The sequence below is a fragment of the Streptomyces telluris genome (assembly GCF_024519335.1).
GTDB lineage: Bacteria > Actinomycetota > Actinomycetes > Streptomycetales > Streptomycetaceae > Streptomyces > Streptomyces telluris.
The window spans coordinates 1-16,786 of record NZ_JANIID010000029.1 but is presented as its reverse complement, the minus strand read 5'-3'; the positions used below and the strand labels follow the sequence as shown (position 1 = coordinate 16,786).

Sequence of the window (16,786 nt, the reverse complement as noted above, 5' to 3'; positions counted from 1 at the left end):
GCTGCCGCTCATTTCGCCAGATGGATCCGCCCGCAACCCCGTCGCGCCCTGAGCCACCTTGGACACCAAATGATCAAACCGGACAGTCCACAAGAACGACGCGACCCCGGCGGCGGAGCCAACAGGTGGCCCCCAGGGCCCAGCCCTGACCAACCTCCCTCATACGAAAGATCAGTCAGGGGACAACCTTACGAACTCGTGCATGGTTGGCGGTGAGCCGTTGAGGCTTCGGCGGGGCTCGGTGTTCGCATCTGCCATGTCGGGCTCAGGTTCGCGGTCTGCTGGTGGGACAGCGGGCTGGCGATGGCCAGGACGGTGTCGTTCGTGTGCTCACAGCGCCCAAGGCGACGTGTCAGCGCCCGCCAGTTCTTCAGGTGAGCGATGCCGTGCGCGACCCGGATGCGTCGCGAGGAGTGCGCCTTTCGCTGCCGCTCGTACATCTCCTCGTACCCGTCTGGGGCGTTCTTCCTGAACTTGCGGTGCGGTGGTGTCACAACGCGCCCGCCGGTCTGGGCGCCCAGTCCCTGGTAGCCGGCATCGGCGAGGATCTCGACCGCCGGCCCGTCAGCCAGGAGCTTGACCAGCCCTAACCGGCGGGCGGGCATGATGTCCGCGCAGCAGCCCGGCCAGGTCGGGCTGCAGAAGAGTATGCGGCCCTCGTCGTCCGTGACCACGATGGCCTTGACGGCGTTCCGCCTGGTCTTGCCGGAGATGTACTTGTCCCGGTCCTTGCGCCCGGTGGCTGGCCTCCGGACCCGGATCTCGGTGCCGTCGATGATCCCGGTCTTCCCCGTCGCGCCGAGCTGGCCGACGACCTCGGCCAGTGTTTGCAGCCGCACGTCGGGGCTGATGGTGCACCTCCGCTCGGCGAGCAGGGGCCGCACCTCGCTAATGGCCCGGGTGATGGTGGACCGGTCCACACCGAACCAGCAGGCCAGCACGTCGTGAATAGCACCGTGCCACAGGTGCACGAGGGCGGCCGACAGGTGGTCGACGAAGACCAGCTTGAATCGTGCTCCAGCACCGATTGCCCGCCGACGCGGCCGGTCGGACAGCCGCCTCGTGCCGAGCCCGCCAGACCGGGCCATCTTCCGTGGCCGGTGACGCGATCATCTCACGCGACAGCCCCGTGACCCGCCGGTCCGCAACGATCGCCTCACGAGCACCAACCCCCACCATGCCCCAGCTAACGACCGACCATCACACTGGCCATGCCAACTACGCACGAGCTCGTTAGATAGCCACACCAGGAACTTGGCGCCCCAACGCGGAAATACGGTCACGCAGGACGCAAGAGATTTCCTTCCGCTCCTGGTCGGACAGCCTTCCGAGCAACGAGGCCAACTCCTCCTGCCAGTCGGTGCGCGGAGGGCTGAGTCGTAGTGCGCTGGTGAGATGGGTGAGGATCACGTGCCAGCCGTGCAGGGTATCCGTGCGCACGACGCGCACCGGATCATGAACCCACCACGACACCCAAAGGTCCACCGATTCCGTGCCGTACACCGTGGGAATTCCGACGGCCCGGGTATCCACGTGCTCGGTCACGTCCACGCGGAAGACATCGGTATAGCTGCCGCGCATACCAGGCGTCGCAGCCTCGTCAGGCGCCGCCACGTACGCCCCCATGTCATCGGGACCTCCCCGGCGACCGAGCAGAAAGTAGCCGCCAGTGGCATCTTTAAGCACGAGAGACCAATCCCTCGCGGCGGACCAGCGGTGGCTAAGGATTTTCCCGCCAGGGCGATTTAGTCGCACGGAAGTAGAGACGCTCGCTCGGTCGGTCGGTCATGCCGCCTCCCCCTGTTCGCCGTTGCGCCACCTGTTGAGCGAAGTCCGCGCGATGTCGCGTCCCACCCAGCCATCGAATCCTCGTTCGCCCAGCTCCACGAACAGTCGGAACTCACCGTGTTGCATCGAGCGTGCCAATGCGGTGAATAGACGTTCCACTGCCCGGGACAAGGTCTCGTCCCACCGCCCCCAGTCGGCCCAATGCAGCAACGCCCTGCATGTCACATCGAACGAACTGTCCGAATTCAATGACCAGCGAATCAGACCAGTGATCAGCCGACCTTGATCGGTCTCATCGGCAAGCTGCCGCTGGAACCACTCCGGCAGCTGCAGCAACTCGCCGAACAGTTCAAGTAGTTGCTCTGCATCAGCCTCGTCCATGCTCAGCCAATCGAGCAGTCGACCGAACACAATCTCCTCTTTGCCGTCCTGAAACAGGCGCAGGGTGGCCACCTTCACGGCGAGGCGGATCCGGGCCTGCCCCTCATCCTCTCCAACCTCCGTGCGCACGCCACGGATGAGAGTGTGGAGAAGACGCAGGGCGACATCAGGACGGGACAGCCCGAACTCCGCACCGCACGCGTACGCCACCGTGGTCCTCAGGTGAGGGCTGACTGTCAGGCTCCAGCGCTGGAGGCGGTATCGCACTTCTGCGACCAGTACTGGATCTTCGGCGGCAATGCCCAGGGCGTGTGCTGCAATGAGGCGGCTGGTGGTGCGCTCGGACTCGGCCAGGGCCTGGATGTGGCGCAGTGCCCGGCGTCCGCCTCCCCAACTCGTCGCCCTCCCCATGACCCGGCCCACCGGTAGGGTGAGCTCACTGTCCCGGTTCACCTCGCGCAGCCATCTGACGAGCAACTCCGACAGCTGTCCGTACTCGCGCCACACGTGCCTCAGTACGGCTTCGGCCTGCCGGTGCCTTACAAAGGCGACCGATTCCACGCTGTGCGCGTAGGCTCCTTCCGTGCGGATCTCGCGCGTTTGCCGTGAAGCCCGGACGGCATGGAGTAGTTCAGTCAGGGGACGCCGGAAGATGAAGTCCGGGTTGGGCCGTTCCTTATTCCGGGTGCCTTCAGAATCCGTCACCGGCAAAACAGCTGTCAGACGCCCCTCTGAGAGCTCCAACAGTCGGTCAGCTTCTTCCCTGACGATCCGGTAGTCCAATCCTTCGTAGACGCAGGCGGCCAACAGAAAGGCAAGGGCATCAGGGTCATTGCGTAACCCCGCTATGAGCTCCGGCACTTCTTGCTCCACCCGGTAGCTCAGCCGGGCTCGGAGATCGCCAAGCGCCGTCGCATCCCCATCGGCCGTCACAATGGCCGTCACCAGCTCGACCACCTCGGCCGGCACCAGCTCGGATACCAGGAGCTCCTCCAGCAGATGGCTATCCAGTGCCGCCAGCAGGCGCTCGCGCTCGTGCTGATCCGGTACCACTGCTTCGAAGCGACTGCCGAAGACCGAAGAAGGCGGCGGCTCGCAAGTTATCGGACTGACATGGAGATCCTGTTCGAGGCGGCGCAGCAAGGCTGTGTCATCGGGCAGAACGATCACCATGTATGCCCCGGCCTCTTTCAGCAGGGAACGCACATGACCGAGTACACCAGGCCCGAGCGGACGGGAGGGGAAGAGCCCGTCCATCAGGTAGCCGCGTGCCAAAGTTTCGGTAGGCTGCCACCGGTCCAGCTCGGTAATACTGTCCAGAGCTCGCAGCGGGGCCTCGTCTCCGCAGCACGCGCGAAGAAGGTTCAGCGCCGCAGTGCGGCGTCCGGATCCCGGGCGCCCGGCGAGAAAGAGCACCCCCCGATTCAGCTCCGCAACGGCGGTTCCGAACCATTCAGGTTCCGCGAACCCAAATGTGGCAGCCCGCACCTCCGCTTCCGGGACCGGACCCTCGTGCACCTGCCGGCCCCACGTGTCCGCCGTTCATCCGTCGGCTTGTTGTGCACACGTTGACCGCCGTGAACGGAGCCGGCGTTGATATTTCCGTACGGAGCGTAGACAAACGACCCAGAAACGCCCGCAGCTCCGCCGATGGCGTCGATCAACTCGGAGACGTCGTGCTCCGGTTCAGCACACGGTGATTCGTCCTCGGACGAGTCTTCAGGAGCCGACTGCGCAGGACCGGGCAGTGCCGCGTGGGCCGTCCCTTCAGCAGGGGTCACGATCGCCCCTGGTACTTGTTGCCGCGGACCTGGTCCCCTTGCAAGCCTCGAATGCGACCGGCTTTGCTTCCTTCGACGTGATCTCCGGCAACGCGGTAGTTGCCCACGCTCTGACCGCCGTGCACTGTACCCGTGTTGATGTTGCCGTTGGGGGCGCTGTTCTCCACACGGGAGTTCTGCGCCCTGGCACTCTCCAACGGATAGGCGTCCTCCTGCTGTGTCGCTTCGGCGGCGCAGCCGGTCGAAGTCTCTTCGAGTAGCGGCCCGGAGGGCTGGGGTACGTAGATCCAGGCCCGCTGGGAAAAGGGCTTGCCATCCACTGTCGCGGCCACTTCCACGAAGTGATCGGGATGTCGCCCAGTGTAGCCACCGGCGACTGCGTCCTCGTAGCAGCGCTCCGAGAGAATGGCCGCCACGTGCGTGATGTTCTCCTTATGCGAGGCGAGCACAGCCTTGACGGGGCGGGAGTCGAGCAGGCGGTGAGTATCGTTGCGCGCCGTTCCGTTCCCGCCGAACTCGTCGCCGGTATCCGGTAGCGGGCCAATGTGCAGGCTGACGCGGAGCCTAATGGGCACTGCCCCGTGGGACAGCACGTTGAAATCGGTCAACACGTCCTGGAGGGTGAGCAGCAAGGGATGGATCACGAAGGGCGTCAGTGAGGGGTCGAACCCGAAGACGTAGCCGTCGCCGGTCGAGGCCGGAAATTTGCGGTCATTCCAGAGTTTCTGCAGTCCCGCTCGGGCCAGGGCAGCCTTGAGGAGTTCCGGTACGGCACGGCTGACGGCCTCGTGCTCGATGGCGGGGCGTCCTGTGAACCCCTTGGCGTCCACGGCCAGGATTCCCCGGTAAGGGGGTAGTGGATGGCTTTGGGCGTAAAGACCTGCACTCCTCTGGGACAGTTCACTGCTGTGCTCGCGCATATGCTCACTCCTCGGCGAAGCCCCTGCCCGACCCCGTCATGGGCCGGGCAGGGGCGCATGTGTCCGTTGGTCGTGCCACTCGAGCTTCACAGAGGGCACGCGGACGATCCGCTCCGCGAGTGCGAACAGCGTGTGATGCGAGTCACAGCACTGTCACGCACTGATGGAACCAGCGAGCGCCTTCCTCAGGGCTTCCACACTGATCACGTTGATGCGGCACTTGGCAGCCTCCACCCGGTCCGGACCGAGGCGTTCCAGAGCCTTTCTGACGGAGTTGCGGCCCACTCCGATGTGCTGGGCCAGCTCCTCCCTGGTGAGGGAGAAGGAGCGCACGCCGCCGGAGACCTCGACCAGGCGGAGCAGTGCCAGGGCCAGGCGTTCGTGTACGTGACCGTCGCAGGCCTCGGTCTGCTCTCGTAGCCGGCTGGAGGCCAGCACAGCAAGGGGATAGGCCAGCTGGTGCTCTCGTACGAAGCGGTGGAAGTCTTCAGCGGGGACCACAGCCGCCTTGCATTTGCTCATCGTCCGCACATCGGCCAGCCGCTCTCCACCATGCTGGAGCGCCATCTCACCCAGGATTTCACCCGGCCCGCGGAAGGCAAGCAGTCGCTGCCGACCATCGCGGTCCGTGCGGACCACCTTCACCATTCCGCTGATCAGGGCAAGCACATGCGTCCCCTCAGATCCCTGCCGTAACAGGGTTCGGTCCGATGCGTAGGTCCAGGACTGGAAGCGGGTCAGCCCTGCCCACGCCTCGTTCGACACCAAGTCCCGGAGGACCCGCACCGGAAATACGTGATTTTCGCTCATGCGATCACGCTAGGGGATTCAACACTCGAGCGGGTGCAGAACTCAAAATTCCCGACAGCCACAGCCGCGAAGCAGGCTGAAATCATTTCAACTGGCTAAATCGCTTTCCATCACAACGGGGCACACCAAATACTCAGCGAACGCGACGCCGCAACTGACTGGAAGTGTGCGTCATTCATGATGGACTCGCTCTTACGGTCGAATTCTTCGAGGAGCCGTGAGATGTTCCGAGAATGGTGCCGCTTGGTGGAGCAGACGCAGAACCGAGCCACTTCTGGCCGGGCGCCAACCAATTGCCGGGTAGCCTCTTCGGTGCGCAGCACGCGGCGGCGATCGACGTATAAGAGTCCAGACGAGGTTAGTCCCACAGCCGTGCCCTCGCCAGCGCGACGGCACGGGAGCGTCAACCACCCGCCATGGGCCATGAGCTGGGCACCGCATGCGGCGCCCAGCTGATGCGATGGGTGCTACCAGCTGCCGCCCCAGACGGCTCGCGTGCCCACGGGGCAGGTCAGGCGGAAGTCCCACTGGCCCGAGAAGGTCTCCGGGAAGAAGTGGCGGCCGTCCGTGCAGTCCACGTACACGTGGTATGAGGTGCCGTTGCACGTCATGAAGAAGTTGCGGCCCCCGTCCGTGCGGCCGTTCCAGCAATTGGCGGCCAGTTCACGCTCGGTGGAGCTCGAGGCGCGCTGAACCGGGGTGTTCGCCGAGATCGGCGCCAGGCCGGCGGTGCTGGTCTTGCTCTGACCGTCGGTGCTGGTCGCCTGGGCTTCGGCGGTGCCGGGAACCGGGTCGGCGCCCGCCGGTGCGGCGAGGCCGGCGACCGCGGCGACGGCGATCGATGCGGCTACTGCGGCGTTCCTCAGGAACGTCACGTTCTCCTCCGAGTGGTGGATGTTGCGGTAGGTACGGGATCTTTCCCGACCTTTCGACGACATCGTGACCGATTGCCGCTTCTGAGGGGAGTTGGGATCGGTTGGGGGGCGTGCGGGAAGAAACGTCACCAACAGGGCTTGTTTGTCCGGATGGTTGTGGTGCGCTCCTGCGAACGTGTGGTCAGCAGCCGCGTGTTGTTCCTCCTGAGGAGGTACACCGGCCACGGACTCCTCGGCCGCACACACGAAAGGGCCTCCGGCTTCGCTCAAGCCGGAGGCCCCTCTCCTGCCGCTCAGGCAGGTCTTCCCCGCGTCAGTTGCCGTTGCCCGGGAGGGCCATCAGGGACTTCTGGCGGCGCTCGGGCTCGGTGCCCTTCTCCTCCGAGACGTAACCCGACGAGAGGTAGAGGGACTTGCCGTGGGCCACCGGGTAGGGATCGGAGCCTATCCAGGCCTTGGTGGGGGTGGGGCGGTAGGTGCGGACGGTCTTACGGGATCCCGTCGCCGGGTCGAAGCGGACCAGGGTGGACGGGTCGTGGATGTTGCCCGCCGAGTAGGCCAGGATGTCGTCGGTGTCCGACGTCGCCACCAGGTGGTACGTCTGCAGGTAGCCCGTCGCGCGCTGGTCCCACAGGCGCTTTCCGGTGGTCAGGGACCAGGCGGTCAGCTGGTTGTTGTCCTCGGAGTTCTTGCCGTCATCGTCACCATCACCGTCACCGTCACCGTCCGACGCCATCACCAGCTTGTCGCCCGCGATCCGGACGTCCGTGGCCGGGGCGCTGCCGTCGCCGCGGGAGAGCCCGTAGCGGCGTTTGGGGGCGCCTTCGAGGCGGGTGCGGAGCTTGCCGTCGTCGTCGAGGACGCTTACGCGCATGCGGCCCTCGTAGGGCTGCTCGGGGTCGTCGACGACGATCGGGGACGTCGCGAGGACCTGCCCCTGCCCGCCGTATTCGCCGAGGCGGTACTTCCACTTCGCGCGGCCGGTGGCCGGGTCGACCGCGGCGAGGTACGTGCCCGGGTCCTTGCTGCCGAGGAGGCAGTGCTGGATGCGCACGAGCTGCTTGCCGCCCGTGTAACCGTCGCCCCGGCAGGTGTCCTTGGCGTCGTCGTCCTCGTACAGGCCCTTGTCGTCGTCCTTCCACAGCTGCTTGCCGTCGCTCACCCGGTACGCGGTGGTGACGTGATCGTCCGCGGAGACCACCACCACGTCGCCGCTGCGGGCGATCCGGGGGGCGCCGGTGGGAGCCTGGTTGTCGGAGCCGGTGGAGTGCTCCCACAGCATCTTGCCCGACGTCAGGTCGACGGCGTAGAAGGTGTGGCACGCCGCCCCGGAGCCGCGGGCGAGGACCGCGATGCCCGCCGTGGAGTCCGCCGACGCCTGGCACAGGACGCTGCCCGAACCGGGGGTGGGGGCCTCCCACCGCTGTTTGCCGGTCTTCGGGTCCAGGCCCACGAGGCGCTCCGGCAGGGCCTTGACCACGGTCTTGTCGGTGAACCACACGCCGCGGATCATCCTGGGGTGATCGAGCCCCGACCTGGTGTACGGGAGGCTCCACGACACCGTCGCCCGGCTTCCGCCCGAGCCGCCCTTGCCGGATCCGTCCCCCGTTCCGTCACCCGGCAGCAGCATCCAGACGCCCGCGCCCAGCGCGACGACGAGGACCAGACCCAGAGCCACCGCGAGGGCTATCAGCCCCTTCCGCGGCGGCGCCTTCGGTATGCCGGATACACCTGGCATACCGGGTGCACCGGGGATGCCAGGGGCGCCCGGTGCGTACATGGGCGGCGGGAACGGGCCCGTTCCGTAGGGAGGTGCCGCCGCTCCGTAGGGAGGTACCGCTCCGTACGCCGGTCCCGCTCCGGACCCGGGTGCCGCTCCGTACGTCGGCCCCGTCCCGTACGCCGGTGCTGCTCCGTACTGCTGCTGCGGCGCTGCCTGGACCGGTGCCGGTCCCTGGGCCGATGCCGGCCCCTGCGCCGGCGCCTGCGGCATCGGCGGTCGCGTCGCGTCCGGCGGCGCGATGACGAAGTCGTCCTCGCCGTTCTCGTTCAAGGGCTCGCCCATTCGGCCTCGAATCTCCTTCTCTCCCTTGTAAGGGACTAGTCATACCAAGTCGGATTCCCCGGCGGCCCGCCGGGCGGGGTGCGGGCGCCGGGTGCGGGTGAGGTGTACGGGGTGAGGCGGTGTCAGGCACGGCGGTGACGAACCCGGTTACAGCCCCTGCTGCGACCCCGGTTACGACGCGTTCCTGCGCATCGGCGCGAGCAGCGTCAGGTGGGCCCCGGAGCGGACACCCGCGCGGACACCTGCGCGGACGCCCGAGCGGGTGCCGGAGCGGCCGTCGCGGCGGCCATTGGTGGTGCGGTAGACGTCGACGGGACCGGCGGGACGCCAGTGTTCGCCGAGGCGCTTGGCGGTGTACATCGCCTCGTCCGCGCCCCGGAGCAGATCCGAGAGGGCGGCGCCGGGCCGGTGGCTGGTGCGGCAGATGCCTATGGAGGCACGCGGGGAGAGGGTGACGCTGCTGGTCTCCAGCGGCGCCGAGAGACGGGCGGAGAGGCTGTACGTCAGCTCGGAGTCCAGGTCGGCGTCCGGCGCGAGGCGCACCACGGCGGTGAACTCGTCGCCGCCCAGCCGCGCCGCGAAACCGCCCCGCTCCCGGCACCAGGCGGACAGGCGCCGCCCGACCGCCGCGATGACCTGGTCGCCGACGTCGTGCCCGTGCGTGTCGTTGATCTGCTTGAACCCGTTGAGGTCGAGCAGCAGGACGGCGGCGTGCGGCCGCTTCACCGCCCGCTGCGCCCGGCTGGTGAACTCCTCGCGGCACATGAGGCCGGTGAGCGGGTCGGTGCGGGCGGTGCGCAGGCGGCGGACGAGGAAGAGGGCGTGGGCGGCCCATCCGAGGGTGGGGGCGGCGATCGGTAAGGCCTGGAGCACGAGGTTCATCGGACACCTTCCGGAACAGAGAGGTGGCCCGTCGCTTTCCTCGCCGTGGGCGACGTGAGTGCGCGTCGAGACGCGAGTACGCCGTCGCGGTGGGGCGCGAGCGGGCCGGTGGGTGGATCCGGTCATGCTGGAGATCCCCCGTTTCCCCGGGCCCCGCCCGTGGCCCTGCCGGTGGCCCGCCCGTGGCCTGCCCGCGGCCTCACCCACTCCGCACACCCCTGGCAGACCGGAGCCGATCGGGGCAGGCTGTGCACTCCGGCGGAAACCCGCCGGAGGCCCGATGCAATCCCGATGCAATCCCGACGGACAAGGGAGATCAACGGTGAGTCCGCACAGAACCGGCCGCCCCGGCGGCCGCCCCGAAGCCCCCCTCTCGCGCGTCGCCCTCACCCCCGCCGCAGCCCGCCTCCTGCGCCTGCTGCGCGAGCGGCACGGGCCCCTGATGTTCCACCAGTCCGGCGGCTGCTGCGACGGCAGTTCGCCGATGTGCTACCCGGAGGGCGAGTTCCGTACGGGCGGCTCGGACGTCCTGCTCGCCGAGCTGGCGGTGGAGGGCGTCGCGGAACCGGTCGGCTTCTGGATGTCGGCCGACCAGTTCGAGCGCTGGCGCCACACCCACCTCACCGTGGACGTGGTCCCGGGCCGCGGCAGCGGCTTCTCCCTCGAAGCTCCGGAAGGGCAGCGCTTCCTGCTGCGGTCACGGCTCCTGACGGACTACGAGGCTCAGCAGCTCGGCTGACAGAAGGCCCGTCCCGACGACACGCCTGCCACGACAACACTCCTGTCACGACAATGCGCCTGCCACGACAACGCGCCCGTCCCCGCAACACGCCCGTCACGACGCCGCGTCCACCAGTGACAGCGTGTGCAGCCGCTCCGGCGGCCCCGGCCGCGCGTAGTACCACCCCTGCGCGGTATCGCACCCGAGCACCCTCAGGTGCTCCGCCTGCGTGCCCGTCTCCACCCCTTCCACCGTCACCGACAGGTCGAGGGTGTGGGCGAGCGAGACGATCCCCTCGACGATCTTCACGTCGACGGGGTCGGCCGGCGCGCGCTGCATGCCCCGGGTGAAGGAACGGTCCAGCTTCAGCGTGCTGACGGGGAGCCTGCGCAGGTAGGAGAGGTTGGAGTAGCCGGTGCCGAAGTCGTCCAGGGCGATGTCCACGCCCAGGTCGGCGAGCTGGCGCAGCGGCCGCAGCTCCTCCTCGTCGGCGCCGATGAGGGCGTTCTCGGTGACCTCCAGGCACAGGGCCGACGGGTCCAGGCCGGAGCTGTCGAGGACGGCCACCGTGTCGGCGACGAGGGAGGGGTGGCGCAGCTGCGAGGGCGAGAGGTTGACGTTGACCCGCATCGGGCCCTCGCACGTGCCCTCGGCCCGCCAGGCGCGCGCCTGCCGTGCGGCTTCCTGCAGCACCCAGCGCCCGAGGGGCACGATCAGGCCGGTGCTCTCGGCGAGAGGGATGAACTGGTCCGGCCCCAGCACGCCGTGGACGGGGTGCAGCCAGCGCACGAGCGCCTCCGCGCCCCGCACCGTGCCGTCGTGGAGCCGGACGAGCGGCTGGTACTCGATGAAGAACTCGCCGTTGTCGAGCGCCGCCGGCAGGCAGTTGGTCAGGTCGTGCCGGGCGATGGCGCGGGCGTCGGAGTCCGCGTCGGCGAGCTCGTAGCGGTTCCCGCCCGCGGCCTTCGCGCGGTACATGGTGATGTCGGCGCTGCGCAGCACCTCCGCGGCGCCGCTCGCGCCGGACGCGCCGTCCACGATGCCGATGCTGGCCCGTACGGACAGGTCCCGGCCGTCGAGGCGTACGGGCTCGGCGAGCGCGGACAGCATCCGGCGGGCGAGGGCGGTCGCGTCCTCCTGCGCGGTGGGGCCGGTCAGCAGGGCCACGAACTCGTCGCCGCCGAGGCGGGCGACGAGCTCCGCGGGCTCCTCGGCGCACGAGCGCAGCCGCTCGGCCACGGCGACGAGCAGCCGGTCGCCCACGGCGTGGCCCAGGCTGTCGTTGACGGCCTTGAAGCCGTCGAGGTCGAGGTAGCAGACGCCGAATCGGTCCCCGCCGGGGGCGAGGGCCCGGTCGAGCCGCTCGAAGAACAGCGTGCGGTTGGGCAGGCCGGTGAGGGCGTCGTGCGTGGCCTCGTAGCGCAGCTGCTCGTGCAGCAGGCGGCGCTCGGTGATGTCCTCCAGGAGCGCGAGCTGGTACTGGGGGCGGCCGTGGGCGTCGCGCAGCAGGGCGACGGACAGGTCGGTCCACAGCACGCTGCCGTCGCCGCGGTAGTACGCCTTCTCGACGCGGTAGTAGTCGCGCTCGCCGCGGACGAGTTCGCTGTAGAGGCCCCAGACGTCGGGCGAGTCGTCGGGGTGGACCATCTCGCCGACGTTCCGGCCGGTGACCTCGGCGGCGTTGGTGCCGAACATGCGGCTCAGCGCGTCGTTGACGTCCATGATGCGGCCGTCGACGTCCGCTATCCCGACGCCGATGGCGGCGCCCTCGAACACGGCGCGGAACCGCTCCTCGCTGGTGTGCAGCGCCCGCTCCGTCTCGGCCTGCGCGGCGAGGGCGGCGCGCGAGAGGGCCTCCTGCTCGGCGAGGGTCCGCTCGCGCAGGGCGCGGGCGAACCCGGCGGCGACGGTGTGCTGCAGGCGCGAGCAGCGGGCGCGGATCTCCTCGTCCGTCAGGTTCCGGTCCGGCGGGCAGTACAGGACGAGGTACGAGTCGACCGCGCCCAGGATCAGCGACAGGGCGTCCGGGTCGGTGCAGTGGGCGCGGACGAGCGCCACGCCGACCTCGGCCGCGGGCTCGGGGTCGAAGGGCTGCGAGCGGAGCGCGGTACGGAGGACGGCGGCGAGCGGGACGAGGTAGTCCTCGAACTCGGCGCGGGTCATGGAGGTCGCCGTCGCGGGGTAGACGGCCCTGCTCCAGACGGCGGCGAAGCGGCGGAGGGCGTCCTGCCCGGTGGGCAGGGACTCGGTGGGCACCCGGCCTGCGGGCGCCTGGCCTGCGGGCACCGGCGCGCTGGGCGCATGCCCGGTCACCGGCGTGCCGGGGGCCTGACCGGTCACGGGGGCGTTGGGCACCCGCCCGGTCACGGGGACGGAGCGCGTCCGGCCGAGGCCCGGGTCTCCCCCGCCCGGCCCTCGTACGTCGCGGTCCATCTGGGCGTGGGCATTGCGTGCCCGCGGACCGTCCGGACCACCTGCGCCGTCCACCCCGGGCGCGCCCTCCGGCATTACGCCCGGCTCGCGGTCGGCGTCCCGGCCACTGTCCCGGCCGCCGGCCCGGTCCCAGTACCCGTCCCGGCCACCGGCTCCGTCCCGGTCACCGGTCCCGTCGCCGTCCCGCCCGCAACGGCCCGCCACCCTGCCCGCGGCCGCCGTGTCCAGTGGCGACAACGCCCCGCTCCCGATACCCACCCCGACCTCGGTTCCGCTTCCGCTTTCGATTCCGTTTCTGATTCCGCTTGCGCCCTCGGTCCCGGCCTCGCTCCCCCTGCGAGGCCTTGTGACTTCTGCCCCGGCAGGGCCACCGGTAACCGGCCCTGCCGTTCCGTCTCCGGATCCGCTCGGCTTCTCGCCGCGCGGCTTTCGGGTCATGGCTTGCGCCCCACTCCCGCGAAGCCGACATACATGGCCGGGTCGTCGTCCGCTCCGCCGGCGCGCCGCACCGGGTCGGGCCGCCAGTCCGGCATGGCCACGAGCCCCGGCTCGACCATCTCGAAGCCGTCGAAGAAGCGCGCCACTTCCGGGCGCGAGCGCATCAGCAGCGGCGAGCCCACGTTGCGGTAGACGCCCGACACTCCCCGCCCCTCCTCCGGCCTGATCGGACCGCTTTCGGTCGTCGCATGCGTGAGGACGAGCAGGCTCCCCGGCGCGAGCGCGTCGCGCAGCTCGGCCACCGCCGCCCACGGGTCGTCCTGGTCCTCCACGAAGTGGAGGACGGCCACGAGCAGCAGTGCGACCGGCCGGTCCAGGTCGAGGAGCCTGCCGACCTCGTCACTGGTCAGGATGTCATGGGGCTTGCGGAGGTCCGCGGGCAGGACGGCGGAGCGCGGGTCGCCCTCCAGGACGGCCCGGCCGTGCGCGACGGCGACGGGGTCGTGGTCGACGTAGACGACGTGCGAGCGCGGGTCCGCCGCCTGGGCTATCTCGTGGACGTTGCCGAAGGTCGGGATGCCCGAGCCGATGTCGAGGAACTGGGTGACGCCCTCGCCGACGGCGTGGCGCACGGCGCGCCGCATGAAGGCCCGGTTCGCCTGCATGATCTTCGGCAGCCCGGGAAAGGCCTCCATGGCCCGCCGGCCGGCCTCCCGGTCGACCTCGAAGTTGTGCGAGCCGCCCAGGTAGTAGTCGTAGATCCGGGACACGCTCGGCACGGACAGGTCGATGCCCTGAGGGGCCCAGGTGGGACGCTCCATCAGTCTCTTGCTCCAGCTCGTCTCGGGGACATGTGAGCAGAGGCTACTGATCGTTCGTTCGAATGGAAGCGGCAAGCGGAAATCAGCGATCCGCATTCAGCTTTCATTCACCCTCGTCCGCACGGCGTCGATCATGCCAATAGCCGATCATGCCAACAAATGACCCGGAGGGGAAATATGTCCGGATGCCGTTCCGGGAGCGCTCCGGCGCGGGCCGCCCCGCAGCGCTCCCGGGAGGACCCGCCCGGACGCCGCGTCAGCCCCGCGGCTCCCGCCACATCGGCCACATCCGCGGCCCGCCGTCCGGCAGGTCGATGGGCGTACCGGTGAGGGCGAAGCCGAGGCGCTCGTAGAGGCCCCTGCTCCGGGCGTTGCTCGCCTCCAGGTAGGCGGGCATGCCCTCCTCGTCGCACCGGTCGAGGACGGTCGTCAGGAGCGCCCTGCCCCGGCCCTCGCCGCGGCGGCCGGGAGCGGCGACGATGGTCGGCAGGTAGTAGTGCGCGCGGTCGCCGGGGTGGGCGGCCTCCGTCAGCTCGGCGACGATCCGGGCGCGGTCGTTCTCGGGATCCGCCATCGCCAGCAGCTCGCTCATCTCCTCGTCACCCCCATCACCCTCGCCCTCGCCCGCATCCGCATCCGCATCCGCACAGGCATCACCGGCACCGTCCACCTGCACCGGTATCCACAGCGCCGCCGCCGACAGGTCGTCCGTCACGTCGACCCACCCGTCGCGCAGCGCCGCGTCCAGGAACACCCCGAAGAAGCCGGGGTGGACGGCGCGGCGGTGCGCCTCGTCGGGAAAGACCCAGCCGCTGACGGGGTCCTCCATGAAGGACTCCCCCAGCAGCAGGCTGATCGCGTCCCGCTCCTCCGGCCGGGCCCGCCGGATCCCCGGTACGGAGGCGGGCCGGGAGTCGAGGGAGGGGGAAGTGTCGGGGGAGGGGGAAGTGGTCTCGGAGGCGGCGGCAGCGGCCCTCTGATGCACAGTCATGGTTCCTTCCGTACGGCGTACGACGCACACGTCTGTCCGCGCCCGATCGTACGGAGGTTCCCCCTCCGCCCGTCAGCGGATCCCGAGCTCCCGCAGCACGCGCCGCTGCCGCTCCTCCGGCCGCACGGGGAAGTAGAGGTAGCAGACGCCACCGGAGCCGCTCCTGACCTGCCCCTGGGCGTTGTAGCGCTTGGTCCTGAGCCAGATGTTCTCGAACTGACGGCGCTTGTAGACCCGCCGGACCGCCGCGTTCGACGGGCTCGCCGGGTCGTTGGCGACCACGTCGCCCTGCCGGGTGAAGCCCACGACGCACATCAGGTGGCCGGCCGTGCCGTAGCCCGCCCCGTCGAGTTCGGAGGCGAGGAAGGACTGGGAGGTGATGACGGGGATCCGCGCGCGGATCAGCTTCTCGACGTCGCCGAGCGAGCGCAGCCGGGTGACCACCGCCTGCATGTCGCGGTACGTCGCCGCGTAGGCCGCGTTGAAGGGCCAGTTGCCGCACCCCTTGTACTGGTAGTCGAAGGTGAAGCGGGCGGCGTGGCAGACCTGGGGGTCGGCGTAGTCGCGGTTGACCCACGCGAGCTCCTCGGCGGTGGGCACCCGGCCCCAGTGCGCGAGGACCATCTGCGAGGAGGTCGGGCTGCACCAGGCCTCCCCGCCGTTGTCGTACTCCGGGTACTGCCCCTTGTGGATCTCCTGCGAGTAGCGCGGCACGCGCAGTTCGTGCCCCGCGCCGCTCCCCGGCGCGGACGCCGGCACGGTGAAGCGGTCGGGGACGTCCGAGCCCATCGCGCCGATCCGCCACACGGTGGGCGTCAGGCGGCTGCCGGCCCTGCGGCAGAGGGTCAGGCGCAGTTCGTACGAGGCGATGCGCAGGCCCGAGGCCGGGTCGTCGACGGCGAGGGTGTCGGTGGAGACGTTGCTGCGGCCGTCGCCCTGGCCGTCGACGGACGTGCGGCGGATGTCGCCGGGGCCGTCGCCGGCCGTCCAGCGGCCCATGACGTACCAGGGGGTCCGGGTGCGGTCGGTGTAGGTGCCGCGCAGCTCCGTCTGGATCCAGGTGCCGGCGGGCGCGTGGGCGTTCCAGGAGGCGATGACCTCGCTCGCGGGGACGGGAGGGGTACGGACCGGCGCGGTCCAGGTGGCGTACTCCCACGAGGCCTTGGTGCCGGTGTGCGGGTCGGTGTACTCCAGCGTGCCCGCCGGCCGGTCGAGGACCAGGCCGTCGCGCCGCCCGGTGCTGATGCGGGTGCCGTCGGCGGTGCCGCGCCGCCAGTCGTCGGCGGAGGTCCAGGCGTGGTAGTCGACGGCTGCGCTCCCGGGGACGGAGGAAGAGGAGAGGGGCACGGAACCGGATGTGCCGGATGTGCCGGATGTGCGGGATGCGTCGGGCGAGCCGGATCCGGGTGGCCCCGAGGACGTCCCGGACGAGGCCTGCGAGGAGGCCGACGACGGCGCGGCCGGGAGGGAAGCCGCCGCCGCGGCGCCCAGGGCGGCGGCGAGCACGGTACGGCGCGGGGTGGGTCTGCTGGGCGTACTGCTGGACATGGCGCTGGTCCCCCAGTCTTCTACGGGATACGGATGGTGGTGAGGAGGGAGCTACGGAGGGAGGGGTGGAAGGTCGTGCGGACGCGCTGCGGGTGAGGCGCGCGCACAGGCTCCGCGCGCCGGTGCGCCAGTGATTCCCCGTCACGCCGCCCCCGATACCGGCAGGACGGGGGAAGGACCGTCCCGGCCGTCACCCCCGACCCTCACGGCCGTCACCCCCGACCCTCACGGCCGTCGCCGCCGACCCCGACCGTCCCCGACCACCCCCCCCCCCCCACCCCGCTCCACCCCCCCCCCCCCCCCCCGTCTCCCCCCCCCCCCCCCCCCCCCCC

At 69.9% G+C, this 16,786-nt stretch carries 14 protein-coding genes; 2 read left to right on the top strand and 12 right to left on the bottom strand.

The window, feature by feature from the left end; genetic code table 11:
- Nucleotides 1-188: 188 nt before the first annotated feature.
- The 8 genes from NQU55_RS26660 to NQU55_RS26625 form a co-directional block, all read right to left on the bottom strand.
- Nucleotides 189-1,088 carry a transposase family protein gene (locus tag NQU55_RS26660; RefSeq protein ID WP_240976600.1) on the bottom strand — a complete coding sequence of 300 codons (900 nt, stop codon included), beginning with the start codon at nucleotides 1,086-1,088 and terminating at the stop codon, nucleotides 189-191.
- A 145-nt stretch (nucleotides 1,089-1,233) separates the two neighbouring features.
- Entirely contained in the window at nucleotides 1,234-1,686 is a 453-nt protein-coding gene (locus tag NQU55_RS26655; protein ID WP_256791312.1) for a hypothetical protein, read from the bottom strand.
- Between the two features lie 99 nt (nucleotides 1,687-1,785).
- The gene (locus NQU55_RS26650; protein ID WP_240976602.1) at nucleotides 1,786-3,375 is read right to left on the bottom strand and encodes a hypothetical protein; all 1,590 of its coding nucleotides are present in this window, start codon (nucleotides 3,373-3,375) and stop codon (nucleotides 1,786-1,788) included.
- 571 nt (nucleotides 3,376-3,946) lie between these two features.
- Nucleotides 3,947-4,870, bottom strand: a complete 924-nt coding sequence (locus NQU55_RS26645; RefSeq protein WP_168094318.1) for a hypothetical protein — start codon at nucleotides 4,868-4,870, stop codon at nucleotides 3,947-3,949.
- 153 nt (nucleotides 4,871-5,023) lie between these two features.
- A complete protein-coding gene (locus tag NQU55_RS26640) occupies nucleotides 5,024-5,680 on the bottom strand; it encodes a Crp/Fnr family transcriptional regulator (RefSeq protein ID WP_256791309.1) in 657 nt (218 codons plus the stop codon).
- Between the two features lie 467 nt (nucleotides 5,681-6,147).
- The gene (locus NQU55_RS26635) at nucleotides 6,148-6,555 is read right to left on the bottom strand and encodes a hypothetical protein (protein ID WP_168095949.1); all 408 of its coding nucleotides are present in this window, start codon (nucleotides 6,553-6,555) and stop codon (nucleotides 6,148-6,150) included.
- A gap of 313 nt (nucleotides 6,556-6,868) precedes the next feature.
- Nucleotides 6,869-8,233, bottom strand: coding sequence for an outer membrane protein assembly factor BamB family protein (locus tag NQU55_RS26630; protein ID WP_168095950.1), 1,365 nt, complete (start codon nucleotides 8,231-8,233; stop codon nucleotides 6,869-6,871).
- A gap of 558 nt (nucleotides 8,234-8,791) precedes the next feature.
- Complete coding sequence (locus tag NQU55_RS26625; protein ID WP_168095951.1) at nucleotides 8,792-9,502, bottom strand: GGDEF domain-containing protein; 711 nt, start codon at nucleotides 9,500-9,502, stop codon at nucleotides 8,792-8,794.
- A 322-nt stretch (nucleotides 9,503-9,824) separates the two neighbouring features.
- Here NQU55_RS26625 and NQU55_RS26620 point away from each other — a divergent pair, with 322 nt between their 5' ends.
- Complete coding sequence (locus NQU55_RS26620) at nucleotides 9,825-10,241, top strand: DUF779 domain-containing protein (protein WP_256791308.1); 417 nt, start codon at nucleotides 9,825-9,827, stop codon at nucleotides 10,239-10,241.
- Nucleotides 10,242-10,337: 96 nt separating this feature from the next.
- Here NQU55_RS26620 and NQU55_RS26615 read toward each other — a convergent pair whose 3' ends face one another.
- From NQU55_RS26615 to NQU55_RS26600, 4 genes are all read right to left on the bottom strand, one after another.
- Complete coding sequence (locus tag NQU55_RS26615; RefSeq protein WP_372504816.1) at nucleotides 10,338-12,563, bottom strand: putative bifunctional diguanylate cyclase/phosphodiesterase; 2,226 nt, start codon at nucleotides 12,561-12,563, stop codon at nucleotides 10,338-10,340.
- A 527-nt stretch (nucleotides 12,564-13,090) separates the two neighbouring features.
- Nucleotides 13,091-13,915: an SAM-dependent methyltransferase gene (locus NQU55_RS26610; RefSeq protein WP_168094998.1), complete on the bottom strand. Its 825-nt coding sequence runs from the start codon at nucleotides 13,913-13,915 to the stop codon at nucleotides 13,091-13,093.
- A gap of 256 nt (nucleotides 13,916-14,171) precedes the next feature.
- Nucleotides 14,172-14,906 carry a GNAT family N-acetyltransferase gene (locus NQU55_RS26605; protein WP_168094997.1) on the bottom strand — a complete coding sequence of 245 codons (735 nt, stop codon included), beginning with the start codon at nucleotides 14,904-14,906 and terminating at the stop codon, nucleotides 14,172-14,174.
- 72 nt (nucleotides 14,907-14,978) lie between these two features.
- Nucleotides 14,979-16,253: a C39 family peptidase gene (locus NQU55_RS26600; protein ID WP_256791305.1), complete on the bottom strand. Its 1,275-nt coding sequence runs from the start codon at nucleotides 16,251-16,253 to the stop codon at nucleotides 14,979-14,981.
- Nucleotides 16,254-16,281: 28 nt separating this feature from the next.
- Here NQU55_RS26600 and NQU55_RS36910 point away from each other — a divergent pair, with 28 nt between their 5' ends.
- On the top strand, nucleotides 16,282-16,497 hold the full coding sequence (locus tag NQU55_RS36910; protein ID WP_256791304.1) for a hypothetical protein: 216 nt from the start codon (nucleotides 16,282-16,284) through the stop codon (nucleotides 16,495-16,497).
- The last annotated feature ends 289 nt before the right edge of the window (nucleotides 16,498-16,786 follow it).

Bases quoted from the DNA above. Each gene is read 5' to 3' on its own strand.
- NQU55_RS26645 (WP_168094318.1), bottom strand. From the start codon at position 4,870: ATGCGCGAGCACAGCAGTGAACTGTCCCAGAGGAGTGCAGGTCTTTAC.
- NQU55_RS26610 (WP_168094998.1), bottom strand. From the start codon at position 13,915: ATGGAGCGTCCCACCTGGGCCCCTCAGGGCATCGACCTGTCCGTGCCG.
- NQU55_RS26660 (WP_240976600.1), bottom strand. From the start codon at position 1,088: ATGGCCCGGTCTGGCGGGCTCGGCACGAGGCGGCTGTCCGACCGGCCG.
- NQU55_RS26640 (WP_256791309.1), bottom strand. From the start codon at position 5,680: ATGAGCGAAAATCACGTATTTCCGGTGCGGGTCCTCCGGGACTTGGTG.
- NQU55_RS26625 (WP_168095951.1), bottom strand. From the start codon at position 9,502: ATGAACCTCGTGCTCCAGGCCTTACCGATCGCCGCCCCCACCCTCGGA.
- NQU55_RS26605 (WP_168094997.1), bottom strand. From the start codon at position 14,906: ATGACTGTGCATCAGAGGGCCGCTGCCGCCGCCTCCGAGACCACTTCC.